This is a genomic window from Bacillus sp. WC2503 (assembly GCF_052682895.1).
Genome location: NZ_JBQYMD010000001.1, coordinates 1,755,457 through 1,776,853 on the forward strand (window position 1 = coordinate 1,755,457; position 21,397 = coordinate 1,776,853).

At 39.1% G+C, this 21,397-nt stretch carries 2 protein-coding genes; both read left to right on the forward strand.

The annotated features are described in order from the left end of the window. Positions 1–2 precede the first annotated feature (2 nt). Positions 3–6,473 carry a non-ribosomal peptide synthetase gene (locus ACUN26_RS09115; RefSeq protein WP_000503049.1) on the forward strand — a complete coding sequence of 2,157 codons (6,471 nt, stop codon included), beginning with the start codon at positions 3–5 and terminating at the stop codon, positions 6,471–6,473. Then, on the forward strand, positions 6,470–21,352 hold the full coding sequence (locus ACUN26_RS09120; protein WP_001255767.1) for a non-ribosomal peptide synthetase: 14,883 nt from the start codon (positions 6,470–6,472) through the stop codon (positions 21,350–21,352). The genes ACUN26_RS09115 and ACUN26_RS09120 overlap by 4 nt, the downstream gene beginning before the upstream one ends. The last annotated feature ends 45 nt before the right edge of the window (positions 21,353–21,397 follow it).

Below are 21,397 nucleotides of genomic sequence, written 5' to 3' on the forward strand. Positions count from 1 at the left end.
AAATGGGAGACGTTATTGATATATATGGTTTATCACCTTTGCAAAAAGGAATACTGTTTCATACTTTATACGATCAAGATGATGAATATTCTTTTTCCTATATTGTACAAGTAGGTTTCTTGCTCGGGGGGCAATTGGATGTTGCTACTTTTGAAAAAGCTTGGGAATATGTTATTCAACGACATGAGGTTCTGCGCTCAGTATTTGTTTGGGAGGAAGTAGAAAAACCTCTACAAGCAGTTTACGAACGTCTTCCTTTTACTATTCATCAAGAGGATTGGAGTACCCATTCGCATGAGGAGAAGGAGAAGAAATTACACCAGTTTTTGACTGCAGATCGTAGGAAAGGATTTTTATTGGATGAAGCACCATTGATGAGAGTCACTGCGATTAAAGAAGCAGAAGGGGAAACGAGAATTATTTGGACACATCATCATATTTTGCTAGATGGTTGGAGTGTTTCATTGGTGTTTAGTGAAGTGATGGAAGTTTATCTCAAGATGATAAAGGGAGAATTGTTGAATCTTCCTAAATCTCTTCCTTATAAAAAATATATCCAGTGGATAAATAAACAAGATCAAAGTCAAGCAGAGGAATTTTGGAAAGAAGAATTAAAAGGGTTCTATGCACCTACGCCAATAGCGATGGAAAGAAAGGATCAAGGGCAGGAGAAGGGCTATGGAGAGTGTGTTTATCAGGTATCTGAGGAACTCACTGAGAATTTACAAGAGTGGGTACGAAATAGTCGATTAACATTGAATACATTAGTACAAGGAGCATGGGCCTATTTGATGGGTAGGTATAGCGGTGAAAGTGACATCGTATTTGGCGTAACTAGCTCTGGACGTCCTACTGATTTGATAGGAGCAGAGAATATGGTAGGCCTATTTATTAACACATTACCTACTAGAATTCGATTAACGGATAATACATCTGTAGTAGATTGGCTTCGTAAAATACAGATGAAAGAAATGGAACGAAGACAATATGAGTATAATTCATTGATAGATATTCAAGGGTGGAGTGAGGTTCCGCGAAATAGCTCCTTATTTCATACCTTGTATGTGTTTGAAAATTATCCAATTCAAGGTGAGAGAAATGATGATTTAAGATTACTAGATGTTAAAAGCGCGGAACAAACAAATTATCCTTTAACACTCATTGTAATGCCTGGTAAGAAAATTACTTTAAAGTTGATGTATGATCGAAGCTATTTTAATGAAGAAACAATAAATCGGATTCAGAATCACTTATTGCAAATATTAATCCAGATGACGAAGAGCCTAGATTCAAAACTATTTGAAATTACTCATTTAACAGCGGAAGAACAGATACAGTTATTAGAGGAATGGAATCATACTCAAGTAAATTATTCGGCTGAAGGCATGATTCATACGATGTTTGAGGAGCAAGTTAAAAAAACGCCGGAAGCAATCGCGGCTATTTACGAAAATGAACAAATTACCTATAAAGAGTTGGAGGAGCGTGCGAATCAGCTAGCTCATTATTTACAAAAGCGTGGTGTAGGCTCAGAGTCTCTGGTTGGGGTATATATAGAACGTTCATTACAAATGATGATAGCGTTATTAGGTATTCTAAAATCAGGAGCAGCGTATGTTCCACTTGATCCTACTTATCCAGAGAGTCGGCTTCGATATATATTAGAGGATGCTGGAATCGAAGTACTAGTGACGGAAGAGAATTCTAAAAATTTGTTTGTATCTGAAAATGTTGAAACGATTTGTATGAATAAAGATTATACTGCAATTGAAAAAGAAGAAACAACCCCATGTATAAGTGGTGTAACAGGAAGAAGTTTAGCGTATGTTATGTATACTTCAGGATCTACAGGGAATCCAAAGGGAGTAATGATTGAGCATCATTCAGTAATCAATTATCTAGAATGGATGCAACATAAATATCCACTTTCTGAAAAGGATGTGGTCTTGCAGAAAACGCCATTCTCATTTGATGTCTCTGTTTGGGAGTTGTTTTGGGGTATTCACGTTGGTGCAAGTGTATCTTTCCTGCCTCCAGGTGGAGAAAAAGATCCTTCTATTATAGCTGAAGTGATTAAAAAACATCAGGTTACTATAGTTCAATTTGTACCTTCGATGTTATCTGTTTTCTTAGATCACTTCAATCATATTGAATTGAACATGAATTGTTCGTCCATACGCCATGTATTTTCTGGTGGGGAAGAACTAAGTTCAGGGTTGGTTAGACGATTTCAACAGAAATGGAATCATAGTGGACAAGTGAAATTAACCAACTTTTATGGACCAACTGAAGCCACTATTTATGTGAATGCATTTGATATTCAGCCAAATCAAGAATTTGTTTCTATTGGGCAGCCGATACAGAACACGCAATTATATGTATTAGACCAAAATCAACGCTTGCAATCAATAGGAATTGAGGGTGAGTTATATATTGGTGGTGCTGGTTTAGCACGTGGATACTTAAATCGTCCGAATCTTACTGCTGAAAAATTCGTTTCGCATCCATATCGATTCGGGGAACGACTATATCGAACAGGAGATTCAGTAAGATATCTAACTGATGGAAATTTAGAATTTATAGGTAGAATGGACCATCAAGTCAAAATGCGTGGTTTTAGGATTGAATTAGGAGAAATTGAAGCGACTTTAGAAAAATGTTCGTTTATTAAAGAGGCTGTCGTATTAGTTAGAGAAGATCGTCCAGGTGATCAACGATTGGTTGCATATGTAATGAGCGATGGAAATACCCAAGAGTGGAGAGAGTATTTACAAAACCAATTACCGAATCATATGATTCCAGCGCACCTTGTAGAGTTAGAACACTTCCCGCTTACTCCGAATGGGAAAATTGACCGAAAGGCCTTGCCAGCACCTGATGAGCAAACTATTGGAGGTTTAAATGTTCTACCTCGGACGCCATCGGAAGAGCTTATTGCCTCGGTTTGGAGTCAAGTGTTAGGAACTGAAAATATCGGTATTCAGGATTCCTTCTTTGAACGGGGTGGGCACTCACTACTCGCTACTCAAATTGTTTCTCGATTACAAGAACTGTTCCAAATTAAAATTCCATTACGTGAACTTTTCAAGCACGATACAGTGGAAGCATTGGCGAAACGAGTGGATCAGTTACGAAAAGAAGATAAAAAACGAAAGGTTGCTCCTCTTGTACCTATGAAACGAGAAGAAGTTATCCCACTTTCCTATGCGCAGAAACGTCTATGGTTTATTGATCAATTAATGCCAAATAGTGCTATGTACAATATTCATGCAGCGTGTCGCTTAACAGGTAAATGGTCAATTGAAGCGTTGGAGGTCGGATGGAATCAGTTGTTGGAGCGTCATGAATCATTACGGACGATAATTCTAGAACAAGAGGGTGAACCTTTCCAACAGGTTCAATCTCATGTATTCAGACATATCCCTCAATTGAATCTAACAGATCTCTCTTTGGAAGATAGGGAAAGAGAAATGAAACGGTTCATTCAAAACGAAGCGGAGGAACCATTTCATTTTGGACAAGGTCCTCTGATTCGAACACGAATATTGAAAGTGGACAGAGAAGAATGGGTTCTCATTTGTACGATGCATCATATTATTTCAGATGGATGGTCAATGGGGATTTTACTTGAAGAATGGATGGCTTTTTATGAAGGAGCACTAAGCGGAAAACCGGCGGAATTGAAGGAGTTATCTATCCAATATGCAGACTTTGTTATGTGGCAGAAGGAATGGCAAAAAGAAGAGAATTTGGATCAGCACCTTCGATATTGGAAGGAAGAATTGGCTGGGGAGTTACCGGTTTTACAATTACCGATGGATCGTCCTCGACCTGCGGTTCAAACCCACCGTGGTGCAAGTCAGTCCTTAATGGTGGCGAATTCCCTACAGGAAAAGCTCAAAGATTTAAGTCTGCAAGAAGGATGCACTTTATTTATGACATTGATGGCAGCGTATCAAAGCTTCCTTTCCCATTATACAGGACAGGATGACATCTTGGTTGGAAGCCCAATCGCTAATCGAAATGTTAAAGAGATTGAGGGATTAATAGGTTTCTTTGCAAATACGTTGGTTTATCGAGCTGATTTCAGTGAAAATCCGACGTTCCAAGAACTTTTGTCGCAGGTAAGAAAAAAAGCACTAAAAGCATACGAGTATCAGGACATCCCATTTGAGAAAGTGGTAGAATCCGTAAAGCCGGAACGGAATACAAGTCATTCACCAATATTCCAAACTATGTTTATTTTACAGAATACGAAGCAAGAATTTCCTCAGCTATCTGAAAGACAAATGGAACTCATGGAAAGCCATGCTTCTGTAGCGAAATTTGATTTGAGTTTATTTGTTACTGAGACGGAAGAAGGATTATCACTAACCTTTGAATACAATACTGATTTGTTTGATGATACAACCATTGAACGTATGGCAAGTCATTTTGAGCATTGGTTAAATCAAATTGTCTCTCATCCAAAATGTTTATTATCAGAATTGAATATGTTATCCAAAGTAGAATATAAGCAATTACTAGAAGAATGGAATGAATCAGCTGTTATAGATATAGAAGAATGCGCGATTCATACATTGTTTGAAGAACAAGTGGAAAAAACACCAGAAGCAATTGCAGTAGTATGCGAGGATGAAGAACTAACATATCGAGAGTTGGACGAACGCTCGAATCAGCTGGCACATTATTTACAAAAAAATGGTGTAGGTTGCGAATCATTGGTTGGGATTTGTGTTACACGTTCATCTGAGATGATTGTAGGCCTCTTAGGAATTATGAAGGCAGGAGGAGCATATGTCCCAATAGATCCAGCGTATCCGGAAAGTCGACTGCAATACATTTTAGCGGATGCTCAAATAAAGGTACTAGTAACACAGGAAAAATTACAACAAAAAATGGTTATACCTAAATCCGTTGACGTGATTTGTATTGATCGTGATCGAGCAGAAATAGAACAAGAAGTAACTACGGTGTGTACGAGTGAAGTGACGGGTGATAACTTAGCCTATATTATCTATACTTCAGGTTCCACTGGAAATCCAAAGGGAGTAATGATTGAGCATAGGAATACGGTAACAATGATTCGTTGGGCGCATCACACATATTCCCGAAAGGATTTAGCGGGAGTGTTGGCCTCCACTTCGCTATCCTTTGATCTATCTGTTTTTGAAGTGTTTGTTCCCCTGACGATGGGTGGTAAGGTGATTGTCGCTGAAAATGCTCTACATCTAGACAAGTTGTCTACCAAGGATGTGACTTTAGTCAATACTGTGCCATCGGCAGCGAAGGAACTGGTTCGAGCAAAAACACTCCCTTCTTCGGTAAAGGTGGTGAATTTGGCTGGAGAACCATTGCCATATTCACTTGTTCAAGATTTATATGAGAGAAGTACGGTTGAGAAGGTGTACAACCTATATGGACCGTCCGAAGATACTACGTATTCCACTTATATGGAATTAGAAAAGGGTGTCGTCCATAGGGTACCACCAATTGGTAAACCAATATTCAATACAGAAGTATATGTACTAAGTATTGAACAAAAAATGGTTCCAATTGGTGTAGTTGGTGAGCTGTACATTGGTGGATCGGGATTAGCACGTGGATACTTAAACCGTCCTGACTTAACGGAAGATCGTTTTATACCGCATCCATTTAAAGAAGGGGAGCGAGTATACCGGACTGGAGATCTAGTAAGGTATTTGCCGGATGGAAATTTGGAGTATGTTGGACGAATCGATCATCAGGTAAAAATTCGTGGGTTCCGGATTGAACTAGGAGAAATTGAAGCGGCATTACAAAAGCATACATTAGTTAACGAAGCTATTGTGACGGTGAGGGAAGATTATCCTGGTGATCTACGTTTGATTGCTTATGTTGTAGGAGATGGGGATGCTCAAAAGTGGCGTGATTATCTCAAGGACCAGCTACCAAATTATATGATTCCAGCCTATTTTGTCGGATTGAATGCATTTCCACTCACTCCAAATGGAAAAATTGATAGGAAGGCCTTACCAGCACCAGAGAAACAGGAGATAACAAGTGGTTATATTGCTCCTCGTACGCCTACGGAAAAAACAATCGTTTCAATATGGAATGAAGTTTTAGGTATGGAAAATATCGGAATTCAGGATTCGTTTTTTGAAATAGGTGGTCACTCATTACTTGCTACGCAAGCTGTTTCCAGTCTTAAAGAGGCTTTTGGAATTGAGATACCATTGCATGATTTATTTATGTTTCATACAGTGCAGCAATTGGCAAAACAGATTGATCAATTGCTACATAACAAAAATCAAGAAATGCAGAATGATAGTAACGAGAATGTAAGTCTTCAAGACTATATTCAAAAAGAAGCAGAAGTGAGTAATGATGAAGAATTACTTGAACTGCTTAAGCAATTAGAAGAGCTATCAGAGGAAGAAGCACAAGGAATATTTGAGAGTAATTTAGTTGAGGAAGGGGTAAAAAAATGAGAAGTGATTTACTTGCAAAGCTGAGTTCACTTTCTCCTGAGAAGAGAGCTTGGCTTCAAAAGCAAATGCAAAAAAAGGAGAATAAAGAAGCGCTCCCGTTGTCTTATGCACAACAACGTTTGTGGTTTATGGACAGATTTAATCCAAACAGTTCTTTATATAATATTCCAACGGTATGGAATCTAAAAGGAAATTGGATACCTGAAGCATTAGAAAAGGGATTCAATCGACTTATTGAACGTCATGAATCATTACGAACTGTTTTTAAAGAAGTAGAAGAACAACCTGTACAACAAATTGTCGAATTCCTTCCTAGAGCATTACCTGTAAGAGATTACTCTCAACTTCCTCTAGAAGTAAAAGAAAAAGAGGTAGATAGTTTAATTGCGAGAGAAGCGCAAGAACCATTTGATTTAATGAATGGTCCTTTAATTCGTAATCACCTTGTTCAATTAGAAAAGGATGAATGGTTATTACTGTGTACGATGCATCATATTATTTCTGATGCTTGGTCCATTGGTATATTCATGAATGAATTACTTGCTTTCTATGAAGAGGAAACAGGCGGAAATCCTGCTAAATTAAGTTCATTATCCATTCAGTATGCAGACTTTGCGAAGTGGCAAAAGGAGTGGTTGCAAGGTGATGTGCTAAATCGTCAGCTTACGTATTGGCAGGAAGAATTGTCTGGTGAGCTCCCTATATTACAACTGCCAGTGGACCGACCTCGACCGGTTACGCAAACTTATTCTGGGGATACGCATCACGTGATTTTTCCTTCTAGATTACTCAGTCAATTAAAAGATTTAAGTCGACAAGAAGGATCTACTTTATTTATGACTTTAATGGCTGCATATCAGAGCTTTCTTGCACGTTATACAGGACAAAAAGATATTCTAGTCGGAAGTCCGATTGCAAATCGGAATCATAAGGGAGTAGAAGGATTAATTGGTTTCTTTGTTAATACGTTGGTTTACCGATCAGATTTGAGTGGCACCCCTACTTTTCGGGAGATTTTGAACCAAACAAAGAAAAAGGCGTTAAAAGCTTACGAATATCAAGATATACCATTTGAAAAAGTGGTAGAAGCTGTGCAACCTGAACGAAGCATGAGCCATTCTCCTATCTTTCAGACCATGTTTACGCTACAGAATATAAAACAAGAACGACTAGATTTGCCTGGTAGAAGTATTGAAATGGTAGAAAGTAATATGTCTATTGCAAAATTTGATTTGAGCTTAACTGCCTATGAAGTGGAAGAAGGTCTATTTGTCTCATTTGAATACAACACGGATTTATTTGATAGTAGTACCATTGCACGTATGGCAGGCCATTTTGAGAACTGGCTAAATAAAATCGTGCATCATCCAGATGAATCATATACAAAGCTGTCAATGTTATCGGACACTGAGCAGAAACAACTCCTAGAAGAATGGAATGATACAGAAGTAGTTTATGGTCATGATTGTATGATTCATGAGCTATTTGAGCAGCAAGTTGCACGTACACCTGATGCAGTGGCGGTAGTTTATGAGGGTGGAAAGCTAACGTATCAAGAACTCAATGAAAAATCGAATCAATTGGCACATTTTCTACAAAAACGAGGTATTGGACCTGAATCATTGGTTGGTATATGTATTGAACGTTCTCCTGATATGATTATTGGTCTCTTTGGAATTTTGAAAGCAGGTGGGGCTTATGTCCCACTGGACCCAAGTTATCCCGAAAACCGTCTGAGATACATTTTAGAGAATTCACAAATTCAAGTGCTGTTAACAAAAGAGGCACTACAGGACTGGTTACCTAAAGATATTCAAGCAATTTGTTTAGACAGGGATCAAGTAATGATTTCTAAAGAGAGTAATTTAGCTCCGGTGAGTGGAGTAACAGCAAATAACTTAGCCTATATCATATACACTTCGGGTTCAACGGGAAATCCAAAGGGGGTAATGATTGAACATCATTCGGTTATCAACCGCCTACAGTGGATGCAGAAAAAATATCCATTGTCCGAGGAAGATACAATCCTACAAAAGACACCGTTTTCGTTTGATGTTTCCGTTTGGGAATTATTTTGGTGGTCATTTGTAGGAGCACGTGTTTGTTTGCTTCCACCAGGAGGAGAGAAAGATCCTGCAGTGATTGAGGAGTATGTTGAACGATATCGTGTGACCACCATGCACTTTGTTCCGTCCATGTTATCTACTTTCTTGGATTATATGGAACTATATAATTCGAAAAGGGATGTATCGTCTTTAATTCATGTTTTTACTAGTGGAGAAGCATTAAACTCTGAGCAGGTTCGCCGGTTTAAGTGGATCTTTTACAATGTTCAGCAAACACAGTTAATTAATTTGTATGGTCCTACTGAAGCGACTGTGGATGTGACTTATTATGATTGTGATTTAGAAAAAGAATCAATGCTTATTCCAATTGGTCGTCCAATTGATAATACAGAGTTGTATGTGTTAGATCAATATCAACAGGTGGTCCCAATTGGTGTGTCGGGGGAACTTTACCTTGGAGGAGTAGGATTGGCACGTGGCTACTTCAATCGACCAGATTTAACTACTGAACGTTTTATTCCGCATCCCTTTAAGGAAGGGGAACGATTATATCGAACGGGTGACCTGGTGAGATATATGAATAATCGTAATTTAGAATATATTGGAAGGATAGATAACCAAGTCAAAATTAGAGGATTCAGAATTGAATTGGGAGAAATTGAAGCAGCTTTACATGATCACTCATCTGTAAAAGAGGCTGTTGTGTTGGTGAAGGAAGATCGGCCAGGAGATAAGCAGTTAGTAGCTTATGTAGTGGGTGAAGGGGATACTGGAGAGTGGCGTGAATATCTCAAGAAGCAACTGCCACATTATATGGTTCCGGCATACTTTTTCCAAATTGAAGGGATGCCACTCACTCCAAATGGTAAGGTGAATCGGAAAGCCTTACTGGAATTGGAAGCACAGTTCATAAGTGAAGATATTACTTCATCACGAACACCAGTGGAGGAGCTCATCGTTTCCGTATGGAGCCAAGTGTTAGGTGTAAAAAATATTAGTGTTCAGGATTCCTTTTTTGAAATCGGTGGTCACTCACTACTAGCTACTCAAGTAGTGTCACGTTTACAGGAAATCTTTCAAATCGAATTACCAGTACGTGAACTATTTGAGTATGCAACGGTGGAGTCACTGGCAAAGCGATTAGATCAGTTACGTAAAGGAGATAGAAAACGAGAGATTCCGCCACTAATGCCGATGGAACGAGGAGAAACTATTCCACTATCTTATGCGCAACAGCGCTTATGGTTTATTGATCAATTTACACCTAATAGTGCCCTTTATAATATGCCAATGGTATGCCGCCTTACAGGGAGTTGGCTACTTGAGGCACTGGAAACAGGATGGAACCAACTAATAGAACGTCATGAATCATTGCGGACGGTCTTTCATGAAGTGAACGGTCAACCCGTACAGCAAATTGAACCGTATGCTTTTCAATCAATTCCGAAAACGGATTTAACTATGCTTTCTCCAGAAGACCGAGAAGAAGAAGTTAAACGTTTGATTCAACAAGAAACAGAAGTGCCATTTGATTTAGCAGAGGGCCCACTAATCAGGACAAGTATTTTGCACGTGGGAGAGGAAGAATGGATACTCCTTTGTACTCTACATCATATCGTTTCAGATGGATGGTCGATGGGAGTCCTACTTGAAGAATGGATGGCATTTTATGAGAAAGAAACGGATGGAAAGATAGCAGAACTTGAACCATTACCGGTTCAATATGCCGACTTCGCTCAGTGGCAAAAAGGTTGGCTGAAGGAGGAGGTGCTTGATCAACAACTTCAATATTGGAGGGAAGAATTGTCTGGAGAGCTTCCTGTACTCCAACTTCCTATGGATCGTCCGCGTCCTGCAATACAAACTCATCACGGGTCGACATACACTCTGGTTCTGCCAAGCACGCTACATGATAACTTGAACAAACTTAGTCGCAAAGAAGGGGCTACACTCTTCATGACGCTGTTGGCTGCATATCAAAGTTTTCTATCCTGTTATACGGGACAAGAAGATATTCTGGTCGGAAGTCCAATTGCGAATCGAAATTATAGAGAAATAGAAGGACTAATTGGTTTCTTCGTCAACACGCTGGTTTATCGAGCTAATCTGAGTGGTAGACCGACATTTCAAGATGTTCTGTCTCAGGTTCGTCAAAAGGCATTGAAGGCGTATGAATATCAGGATATCCCTTTTGAAAAAATTGTAGAAGTTGTGCAACCAGAGCGGAGTACAAGTCATTCGCCAATCTTCCAGACCATGTTCATCTTGCAAAATATGAAACAAGAGTTCCCGGTGTTATCTGGTAGAAGTATTGAAATGATAGAAAGCCATAGTCCAATTGCAAAGTTTGATTTAAGTGTAATGGTAGCTGAGACAGAAGAGGGATTGCTTTTTACTTTTGAATACAATAAGGATTTATTCAATGCATCTACTATTGAACGGATGGCAGGACACTTTGAGAAATGGCTACACGAAGTTTCTCATCACCCACAAAATCCGTTGCATGACCTGAGCATGCTATCGGAACCCGAGCGTACTTTGTTATTAGAAACATGGAATGACACTGTAATGGAAATGTCTCATCAGGCTCTTATTTGTGACAGATTTGAGGAACAAGTAGCAAGGCGCCCTGATGCGATTGCCGTTGTTGATCAAACAAAAAAGTGGACTTATGGTGAACTGGATGCACAAGCAAATCAGTTGGCAAATGTTTTACAGCGAAAAGGAGTCGCCCCAGAGTCAGTGGTGGGAGTTTATCTTCCGAGGTCAGCTGAGCTCATGGCAAGTTTACTAGGCATTTTAAAAGCTGGTGGAGCTTATGTTGTTTTAGATCCGTTGTATCCAAAATCAAGGTTAGAATACATGATTGAAGATGCAGGAATTCAATTTGTAGTGACGGCGGAAGGACAAGAAGGCCATTTCGCACACGTCGAAACGGTGAGGTTAGAAGAATTAACAGTGGAAAGCGTAATCGCACCTACACGTCAGTTAAATCCAGAGAACTTAGCTTATATTGTCTATACCTCTGGTTCTACAGGAAAGCCAAAGGGTGTCATGGTTGAATATCGCTCATTAATGAATATGGTTTCTTGGCATCAAGAAGTTTATCGTATTACAGCAGAGGATCGTGCGACCCAGATTGCAGGGATTGCTTTTGATTCGGCTGTCCAGGAAATTTGGCCGTATCTAACTGCTGGTGCAGCACTCTACTTGTCAACAGAGGAACTGAGAATTAATCCAGAAGCACTAAGGGACTGGCTCATTGATTCACGAATAACAGCTAGTTTTGCACCTACTCCTATTCTGGAAAGACTCTTGAAATTATCTTGGCCAGATAAAACGGATCTTCGTTTTATCCTTACAGGTGGGGATCAATTAACGCAGTATCCATCTAAAGATATTCCTTTTGCGGTAATTAATCAGTATGGTCCATCGGAAAATACCGTTGTTACCACAGATTGTTACGTACCTGTAGGAGTGACAACAGGTACGCCATCGATTGGTCGACCGATTGCGAATACAGAAGTTTATGTATTAGATTCTCATCTTCAGTTAGTACCAATTGGTGTAATTGGAGATCTCTATATTGGAGGGAAGAGTCTTGCACGTGGATATGCTAATCGTCCGGATCTTACAAAGGAAAAATTTATTCCACATCCTTTCAAGTCAGGAGAACGTCTCTATTATACAGGAGACAAAGCAAGTTATCTTTCTGATGGTAATCTCCAGTTCCATGGACGTATAGATGACCAAGTGAAAATTCGTGGTTTCCGGATTGAATTGGGAGAAATAGAAGCTGTTTTGCAGGCGCATTCTTCTGTGAAAGAAGCTGTTGTATTGGCGCGAGAGGATAATCAAGGTGATAAGAGATTAGTAGCTTATGTAGTTGGTGAAGGAAGTGTCCATGAATGGCGAGAACATCTACAAACACATTTACCTAATTACATGGTTCCAACAAACTTTATTGAGATGGAATTTTTACCACTTACACCGAATGGAAAACTTGATTTGAAGGTATTGCCTATACTTAGTGAACAATCCGCTGAAAATATTGTATACCCAAGAACTCCGCTGGAAGAACTTATTGCTTCAGTGTGGAGTCAAGTGCTAGGAATAAGAGACATTGATGTTCAGGATTCTTTCTTTGAGCTCGGTGGTCACTCTCTACTTGCTACACAAGTGGTCTCACGCTTACAGGAAGTCTTTCAAATCAAATTGCCAGTACGTGAACTGTTCGAATATTCAACGGTCGAGGCATTATCGAAACGAATAGATCAGTTACGTAAGGGGAGCGAAAAACGAGAAATTCCACCATTGATGCCGATAGAACGAGGGGGAAATATTCCACTGTCTTATGCCCAACAGCGCTTATGGTTTATTGATCAATTTGCACCTAATAGTGCACTTTATAATATGCCAATGGCATGCCGTCTTACAGGGAATTGGTTATCTGAGGCATTGGAGTTGGGATGGAATCAGTTGATAGAGCGTCATGAATCTTTACGGACTGTATTTTATGAAGAGGATGGCCATCCTATGCAGCAGATTCAACCGTACGTTTTCCGTCCGCTTCTGCAAATGGACTTAACTAAGCTTTCATTAGAGGAGCGAGAAAGAAAGCTGGAGCAATGGATTCAAACTGAAGTCGAATCTCCATTTGATTTAGAACAAGGACCATTGTTCCGTGGACAAATCATAAGAATTTCAGAAGAAGAATGGGTTTTTCTGTGTAATATGCATCACATTATCTCAGATGGATGGTCGATGGAAATCTTGCTTCAAGAATGGATGACATTTTATGAGAATGCGATTGGTGAAAAACAAGCAGAGCTGGAACCACTACCAGTTCAATATGCCGATTTTGCTCAGTGGCAAAGAGGATGGTTAAAAGATGAGGTACTAAATCAACAACTTGCATATTGGAAGGAAGAATTATCTGGTGAGTTACCAGTCTTAATGTTGCCAATGGATCGTCCGCGTCCGCCAGTGCAAACCCACCATGGATTAACTCATAATGTGCTGTTGTCACGTTTATTACTGGATAAATTAAACGAACTAAGTCGTCAAGAAGGGGCCACGCTTTTCATGACCTTATTGGCATCGTATCAAAGTTTCCTTGCCCGTTATACGGGACAATCGGATATTATTGTTGGCAGCCCAATTGCAAATCGAAATTATCGAGAAATTGAGGGGCTGATTGGTTTCTTTGTCAACACATTGGTTTATCGGGCTGATTTAAGTAATGCACCGGTATTTCAAGAGTTGTTGTCTCAAGTGCGGATAAAAGCATTGAAGGCGTATGAGTATCAAGATGTTCCGTTTGAGAAAATTGTAGAGGTTATCCAACCTGAACGAAATACAAGCCATTCCCCGATTTTCCAAACCATGTTTACTTTGCAAAATACGGGACAGGAGCTACCAGAACTACATGGAAGAAATATAGAAGTAATGGAAAGTAATGCTCCAATCGCTAAGTTTGATTTAAGTTTAACTGCTGCAGAAGTGGAAGAGGGTTTATTGCTTACTTTTGTTTATAGGACGGATTTATTTGACAGCTTAACTATTGAATCCATGGCTGAACATTTTGGAAACTGGTTGAATGTAATCGTGGAGAATCCTGATAAATCATTAGCTAAGTTGCCTATATTATCAGGATTACAGCAAAAAGAGTTGGAAGAGTGGAATAATAATGCTGTAGTATATCCACGGGAAAGTGCGATTCATCAGCTGTTTGAAGAGCAGGTAAATCGTACACCTGACGCGGTGGCAGTGGTAGATGAAAAACAGCAGTTAACATATCGAGAGCTTAATGAAAAAGCTAATCAATTGGCCCACTATCTTCAGCAATGTGGGATTGGGACTGAATCATTAGTTGGACTTTGCTTTGAGCGTTCAGTTGAGATGATTGTTGGTATTATGGGGATCTGGAAGGCTGGAGCAGCATATGTTCCATTGGACTCATCCTATCCAGAAAGTCGTCTACGATATATTTTGGAGGACACTGGAATTCAAGTATTAGTTACGAATGAGTCATTAGAAGATTGGATACCCAAAGAAGTCAAGGCAGTTTGTCTAGATAGGGATCAAGCAATGATTTCAAAAGAAAGCATTCTTTCACCAAAATGTGAAGTAACAGGAGAAAACCTAGCGTATGTTATCTATACTTCGGGATCGACGGGGAATCCAAAGGGTGTCTTGATACAGCATCATTCTGTAATAAACTTGTCGCATGGTTTACAAAAAGAGGTTTTCGAACATGAGATACCATCTAACATGCATGTCGGTTTAAATGCGTCAATTGCCTTTGATGCATCTATTCAACAATTACAAATGCTGTTGTATGGTTCAAGTTTGTATATTATTCCGAATGAAGTACGAAGTGATCCGGAACAGTTTGTAGCTTATATTAGGGAGAACAAGTTAGCAATCTTTGATATAACACCTTCATTGCTTCAATTACTTATAGATGCCGGATTGTTAGAAACGTACGATGGCGTTCATGTTCCAAGTAAGGTAATGGTTGGCGGCGAAGCGATTATGCCGTCATTATGGGAACAGCTAGTAGAGACTGATAAAATTGAGTTTTATAATGTATATGGTCCTACAGAATGTACGGTTGATGCAACATGCTATCATATCAAAAAAGATAGTGTGAGAGTAACGATTGGGCGTCCGTTTCCTAACGTTCAAACTTATGTATTGGATAGAAATGGGTTGCCAGTTCCAGTTGGTGTGATGGGTGAACTTTATATCGGAGGAGCGGGTCTAGCGAGGGGATACTTAAATCGTCCAGAGTTAACATCCGAACGATTTATTTCTCATCCATTCAAAGAAGGCGAGAGATTATATAGAACAGGCGATCTCGTGAGATATCTTCCTGATGGTAATATAGACTATTTAGGAAGAATGGATAATCAAGTGAAGATTAGAGGATTTCGAATCGAACTTGGGGAGATTGAGTCGACTTTACAGGAGCATGACTTGATAAAAGAGGCAGTTGTAATAGTTAGGGAAAATCAGTCGGGAGATAAGAGGTTGGTAGCTTATATAGTGGGCGAAGGCAGTTTAGAAGAATGGCGCGAGTATCTTAAAATAAAACTGCCAATCCATATGATACCTTCCTACTTTGTCGAAATGGAAGAGTTACCGCTAACCATAAATGGAAAGATTGATCGGAAATCATTGCCTATACCAGATTATCAAGGAACACAAGAAGGCTACGTAGCCCCAAGAAATGAACGTGAACACAAGCTTTCTATCATTTGGGAACGTGTGCTGGGTTCAAAACGTATTGGTATTTATGATAACTTTTTTGAAATTGGTGGAGATTCAATTCTTAGCATTCAGATTGTCTCTCGCGCAAAGCAAGCTGGTTTACAGTTGACACCAAAACAACTATTTGAACACCAAACGATTGCTGAGTTGGCGCAAGTAGTCAAAGAAGAACAAGGTGTACAAGCTGAACAAGGAATTATAACTGGAGAGACGATACTTACACCTATTCAACAAAGGTTTTTTGCACAAAATCATCCTAATCCACATCATTGGAATCAATCCATGTTCTTTAGAACGAAAGAAAAATTGGACATAGGATTACTGGAAAAGGCAGCGCGTAACCTTCTACTTCATCATGATGCCCTGCGTTTAAGATATGAACGTTTACCTAATGGGACTTGGGAACAGTGGAATGAAGGAATTGAAGAACAATTGATGCTGACTGGCATTTCATTAGACGAAGTGCCGGAAGCGGATTGGCATGAAGTGATTCAAAAAGAGATTAATGTTGCACAAGAAAGATTGAATTTACATGATGGTCCTTTAATGAGAATGGTGTATTTTGATGAAGGTGAGAAGACTGGCCGATTATTTTGGACAATTCATCACTTAGCCGTGGATGGTGTTTCTTGGCGAATTTTATTGGAAGATTTGCAAACAGCATATACGCAAGCAGTCCAAGGGCAAAAAATTCAATTACCTATGAAGAGTACATCTTTTAAAGAATGGTCGGAGAAATTACAACATTACGCTGAAACTGGAATATCAAAAGAAGTGCTACATTACTGGGAGCAGCAGGCTGAACAAGACGTAGTTATACTGCCAGTAGATGGTACTATAAGTAATCCAGTAAGCGCAGTAACTGAGGAAATTACTGTGGTGTTAAACGAGAATGAGACCCGTATGTTATTGCAAGAGACTTTAAGCACTCACCGTGTCCAAATCAATGAAGTATTATTAGCAGCATTGGTACAAGCTACAGCAGCATGTACGGGGCAGCCGATATTAAGCGTAGATTTAGAGGGACATGGTCGAGAAGAGATTATTGAAGATGTTGATTTATCGAGAACCGTGGGATGGTTTACAAGTATTTACCCAGTTCATTTAAATATTACTAATGCTAATACGCCCATTGCAGCATTAAAAGCAGTTAAAGAACAAGTTCGCAAAATTCCTAATAAGGGTGTTGATTATGGAGTGTTGCGTTACATGAACGCAACACTGTGTGAGCAATTGAGCTCTCAACATACACCGTCTATTAGTTTTAACTATCTTGGACAATTTGATCAAATGTTTTCTAGCGATGCAATGTTTATGCCGGAGAACGAATTTAAGCGTTTAGATCATGCTGCCGGTTCCAAGCGATCGCATGTAATTGATGTAATTGGGGTTGTAACGAATGGAAAACTTCAGTTCACTTGGGTATACAATGTTGGACAATTCGCCAAATCAACGATTCAAAGTATTGCACAGAATATGCTATATCAACTCAGCAGATTGATTCAACCTTCAGATAGAGAATCTGCACTGACCATTTCGGATTTTGCAATGGCTAATCTTAACCAAGTAGGCTTGACGAATGTACTAAACAAAATGAATCGTGGAAAGAACAATCAGATTACTAATTTATATCCACTATCACCTTTGCAAGAAGGTATGATTTTCCACACATTGCATGACCAAGGGGATGAACATGTTGCACCGTATATAGTGCAATTAAGTTTTATGATTAAAGGGAAAATGGATATTCCTACTTTTGAGCAGGCGTGGAAATCTGTAATTCAGCGGCATGAAATTTTTCGTACAGCATTTGTTTGGGACGAAATTGAAGAACCTTTACAAGTGGTGTATGAAAATATCCCATTTAAGGTGAACAAAGAAGACTGGCGTACAATGACAACTGAAGAGATAGAGGAAAAGAGAAAAGTCTTTTTGGCATTGGATCGAAAACAAGCCTTCCAATTTGATAAAGCACCATTGATGCGGGTAACAGTCATTCAAGAAGGTGAGGAAGAATATCGGATTGTTTGGACACATCACCATATTTTACTGGATGGATGGAGTTTACCATTGGTCTTTAATGAATTACTTACAGTCTATCAGAAGAGAATGAATGGAGAAGCTGTAAAGTTACCTAAATCCTCACCATATAAGAAATATATCCAATGGCTCAGAGAACAAGATAAGGAGCAGGCGAAACAATTCTGGAGAGAGAAGCTAAAAGGTTTTACTGCACCAACTTTACTGGGCTTAGAAAGTAAAGAGGAAGAAAAAGGTTACACAGAGAAGGTTACGTATTTATCAGAAGAGCAGACTCAAGAGTTACAAGGATGGGCGAAACGAAATAAACTTACTTTGAGTACAGTAATTCAAGGTGCATGGGCATATCTCATGAGCCGATATAGTGGAGAAAATGACATTGTCTTTGGTGTAACAAGCTCAGGGCGTTCTACGGAGATTATTGGTGTTGAAAACATCGTAGGTCCTTTCATTACAACGTCACCGACGCGAATTCAATTGATGGATGATATAAAAGTAATAGATTGGTTGCAGAAGTTACAAGAGGAAGAGATAGAAAGAAGACAATATGAGTATGCTTCTTTGACAGAGATTCAGGGGTGGAGTGAGGTTCCTAGAGGTACGCCGCTGTTCAATTGTTTATATGTGTTTGAAAATTATCCAGTGAAAGAAGAATCTTCAGAAAATCTGGAAATTGGTGAATTGAAAGGGGTAGAACAAACCCACTACCCATTAGGATTGGCTGTAGTTCCAGGAATCCAGTTATCGTTAAAGTTAATGTATGACCGTAGTAAGTTTAATAGAGTAACCATTGAACGAATGCTGGGTCATTTACACAAAGTGTTAATGCAAATGCTCAAAAACATTGATCAAAATCTATCGGAGCTAGTATATATTACGGAGGCTGAACAAAGAAGGCTATTGGAAGAATGGAATAATAATGCTATATCCTATCCACGTCAAAATGTAATTCATCAACTATTCGAAGAGCAAGTAAATCGTACACCTGACGCGGTGGCAGTGGTAGATGAAAAACAGCAACTAACATATCGAGAGCTGAATGAAAGAGCTAATCAATTAGCCCATCATTTACAGAAATGTGGAATTGGGACAGAGTCATTAGTTGGCCTCTACCTTGATCGATCAGTTGAGATGATTGTTGGTCTCATGGGAATTTGGAAGGCTGGAGCAGCCTATGTTCCATTGGATCCATCGAATCCGGAAAGTCGCCTGCGATATATTTTAGAAGACACAGGAATTCAAGTATTGGTTACAAATGAGGTATTAGTAGGCTGGATACCTAAAGAAATCAAGACAGTTTGCTTAGATAGGGACCAAGCAATGATTTCTCGAGAAAGCAAACTTTCGCCGATATGTGAGGCAACAGGGGAAAACTTAGCGTATGTTATCTATACTTCTGGTTCGACAGGGAATCCAAAAGGTGCTTTAGTACAGCACCATTCTGTAATAAACCTATCATATGGTTTACAAAAAGAAGTTTTCTCACATGAGATACCTGGTAATATGCGCGTCGGTTTAAATGCGTCAATTGCCTTTGATGTATCTATTCAGCAATTACAAATGCTGCTTTATGGTTCAAGTTTATATATTATCCCAAGTGAAGTTCGCACTAATCCGGAACAATTTGTGTCCTATATTAGGGAGAATAAATTGGAAATGTTTGATATGACACCCTCATTACTTCAATTACTTATAGATGGAGGATTGCTAGAACCAAGTGCTGATGTTCATGTACCAAGTAAGATATTGGTCGGTGGTGAAGCAATCATGCCGTCATTATGGGAACAGCTAGTAGAGACTGAAAAAATTGATTTTTATAACGTATACGGTCCTACAGAATGTACGGTTGATACAACGTGTTATCATATCCAAACAGATAGTAAGCGAGTTACAATTGGACGTCCATTGCCGAACGTTCAAACTTATGTATTGGATAAAAATCTGTTGCCTGTTCCAGTTGGTGTAACAGGTGAGCTATATATTGGTGGTGCAGGTATAGCGAGAGGATACTTGAATCGTCCAGAATTAACAGCAGAGAGATTCATTCGTCATCCATTTAATGAAGAAGAGCGTTTATATCGTACAGGAGATTTGGTTCGTTATTTACCTGATGGTAATTTAGATTACTTGAGAAGAATTGATAATCAAGTGAAAATTCGAGGCTTCCGTATTGAACTTGAAGAGATTGAAGCGAATCTAGAGAGTCATCCATTGGTAAAAGAAGCAGTAGTTTTGGTAACAGAGGATAAATTAGGAGAGCAGAGATTGGTTGCTTATGTAGTTGGAGCTGGAAGTATGCATGAATGGCGTGAATATATCAAGACACAAGTACCGAATTATATGGTTCCCGCACACTTTATTGAGGTAGACGAGATTCCTCTTACAATGAATGGAAAAGTTGATCGGAAGGCATTGAACAGTTTAACTATTCAAAGAGAAAATAACTTCTCTACACCAATCATTCCAAGGGATGAAATTGAATATCAGTTGGTTAAAATCTGGCAGGATGTGTTACAGATAGAAGATGTCTATGTAAACGATGATTTCTTTAATAGAGGGGGACACTCTCTCCTTATAATCAAATTAGTTTCAAAAATTAGGGAGAAGTTTGGAAAAGAGATTAAGGTGTCTACATTGATTAAGAATCCAACATTGGAAGGAATCGCATGCCTTATTCGTGATAAGCATGATATGACAAAATCTGTATCAGCGCTGGTACCACTACAAGAATCAGAGAAAAGACCTTTCTTCTGCGTTCATCCGTTTATGGGGAATGTATTTTGTTACATTCAACTAGCAAGATTGCTTAAGAATCACTGTTCATTTTATGGTTTACAGAATCCTCTCATAGAAAAGAGAGAGATCGACGACTCGACCTTGCCGGAACTAATTCAACTTTACATTGAAGAAATAAAAAGTGTTCAGCCAGAGGGCCCATATCGTCTTGGAGGATGGTCTTTAGGCGGTGCAATTGCTTATAAAATCGCAACTATACTAAGAAATCAAGGAGAGGAAGTTGAATTGTTGGTACTTATGGATACTAAAGTACCTTCAGAGCAGGATCATAAAACAAGGGAGGATATGCTCTCATATATCTCTCAGCATTTCATTCCTGTAGGTTTAACAGAGCAGGAAGAAGGCCTCGTCCATAAGCAAGATATGCTTGTGGAGCGATTAATTATGGAAGGAGTACTCCCGCCTGATGCAGATCTTATGAATTTGAAGCAAGTTATTAATGCTCATAGGAAATGCCTGAACTTAATGGCAGAGAATGATTTGATACCATACTTTGGAGAAGTTATCTACTTTAGTGCTGAGGAAGAAAAAGAGTTGTTTACAGATTGGGGACCTTTATTAAAGGGAAGAGTAAATAAGTATTCTGTCCCTGGATCACATGAAGAAATAGTAGACTTCCCCGCAGTTGAAAAGATAGCTAAGTATCTATTAAATGAATTTGAAGGAATAAAAGAAACATCCCTTTCATTAACTGAAAAGTAGAGAGTGCAAAAGATGCAACGCTATGAACGAAAAGGGCAGCCCAAT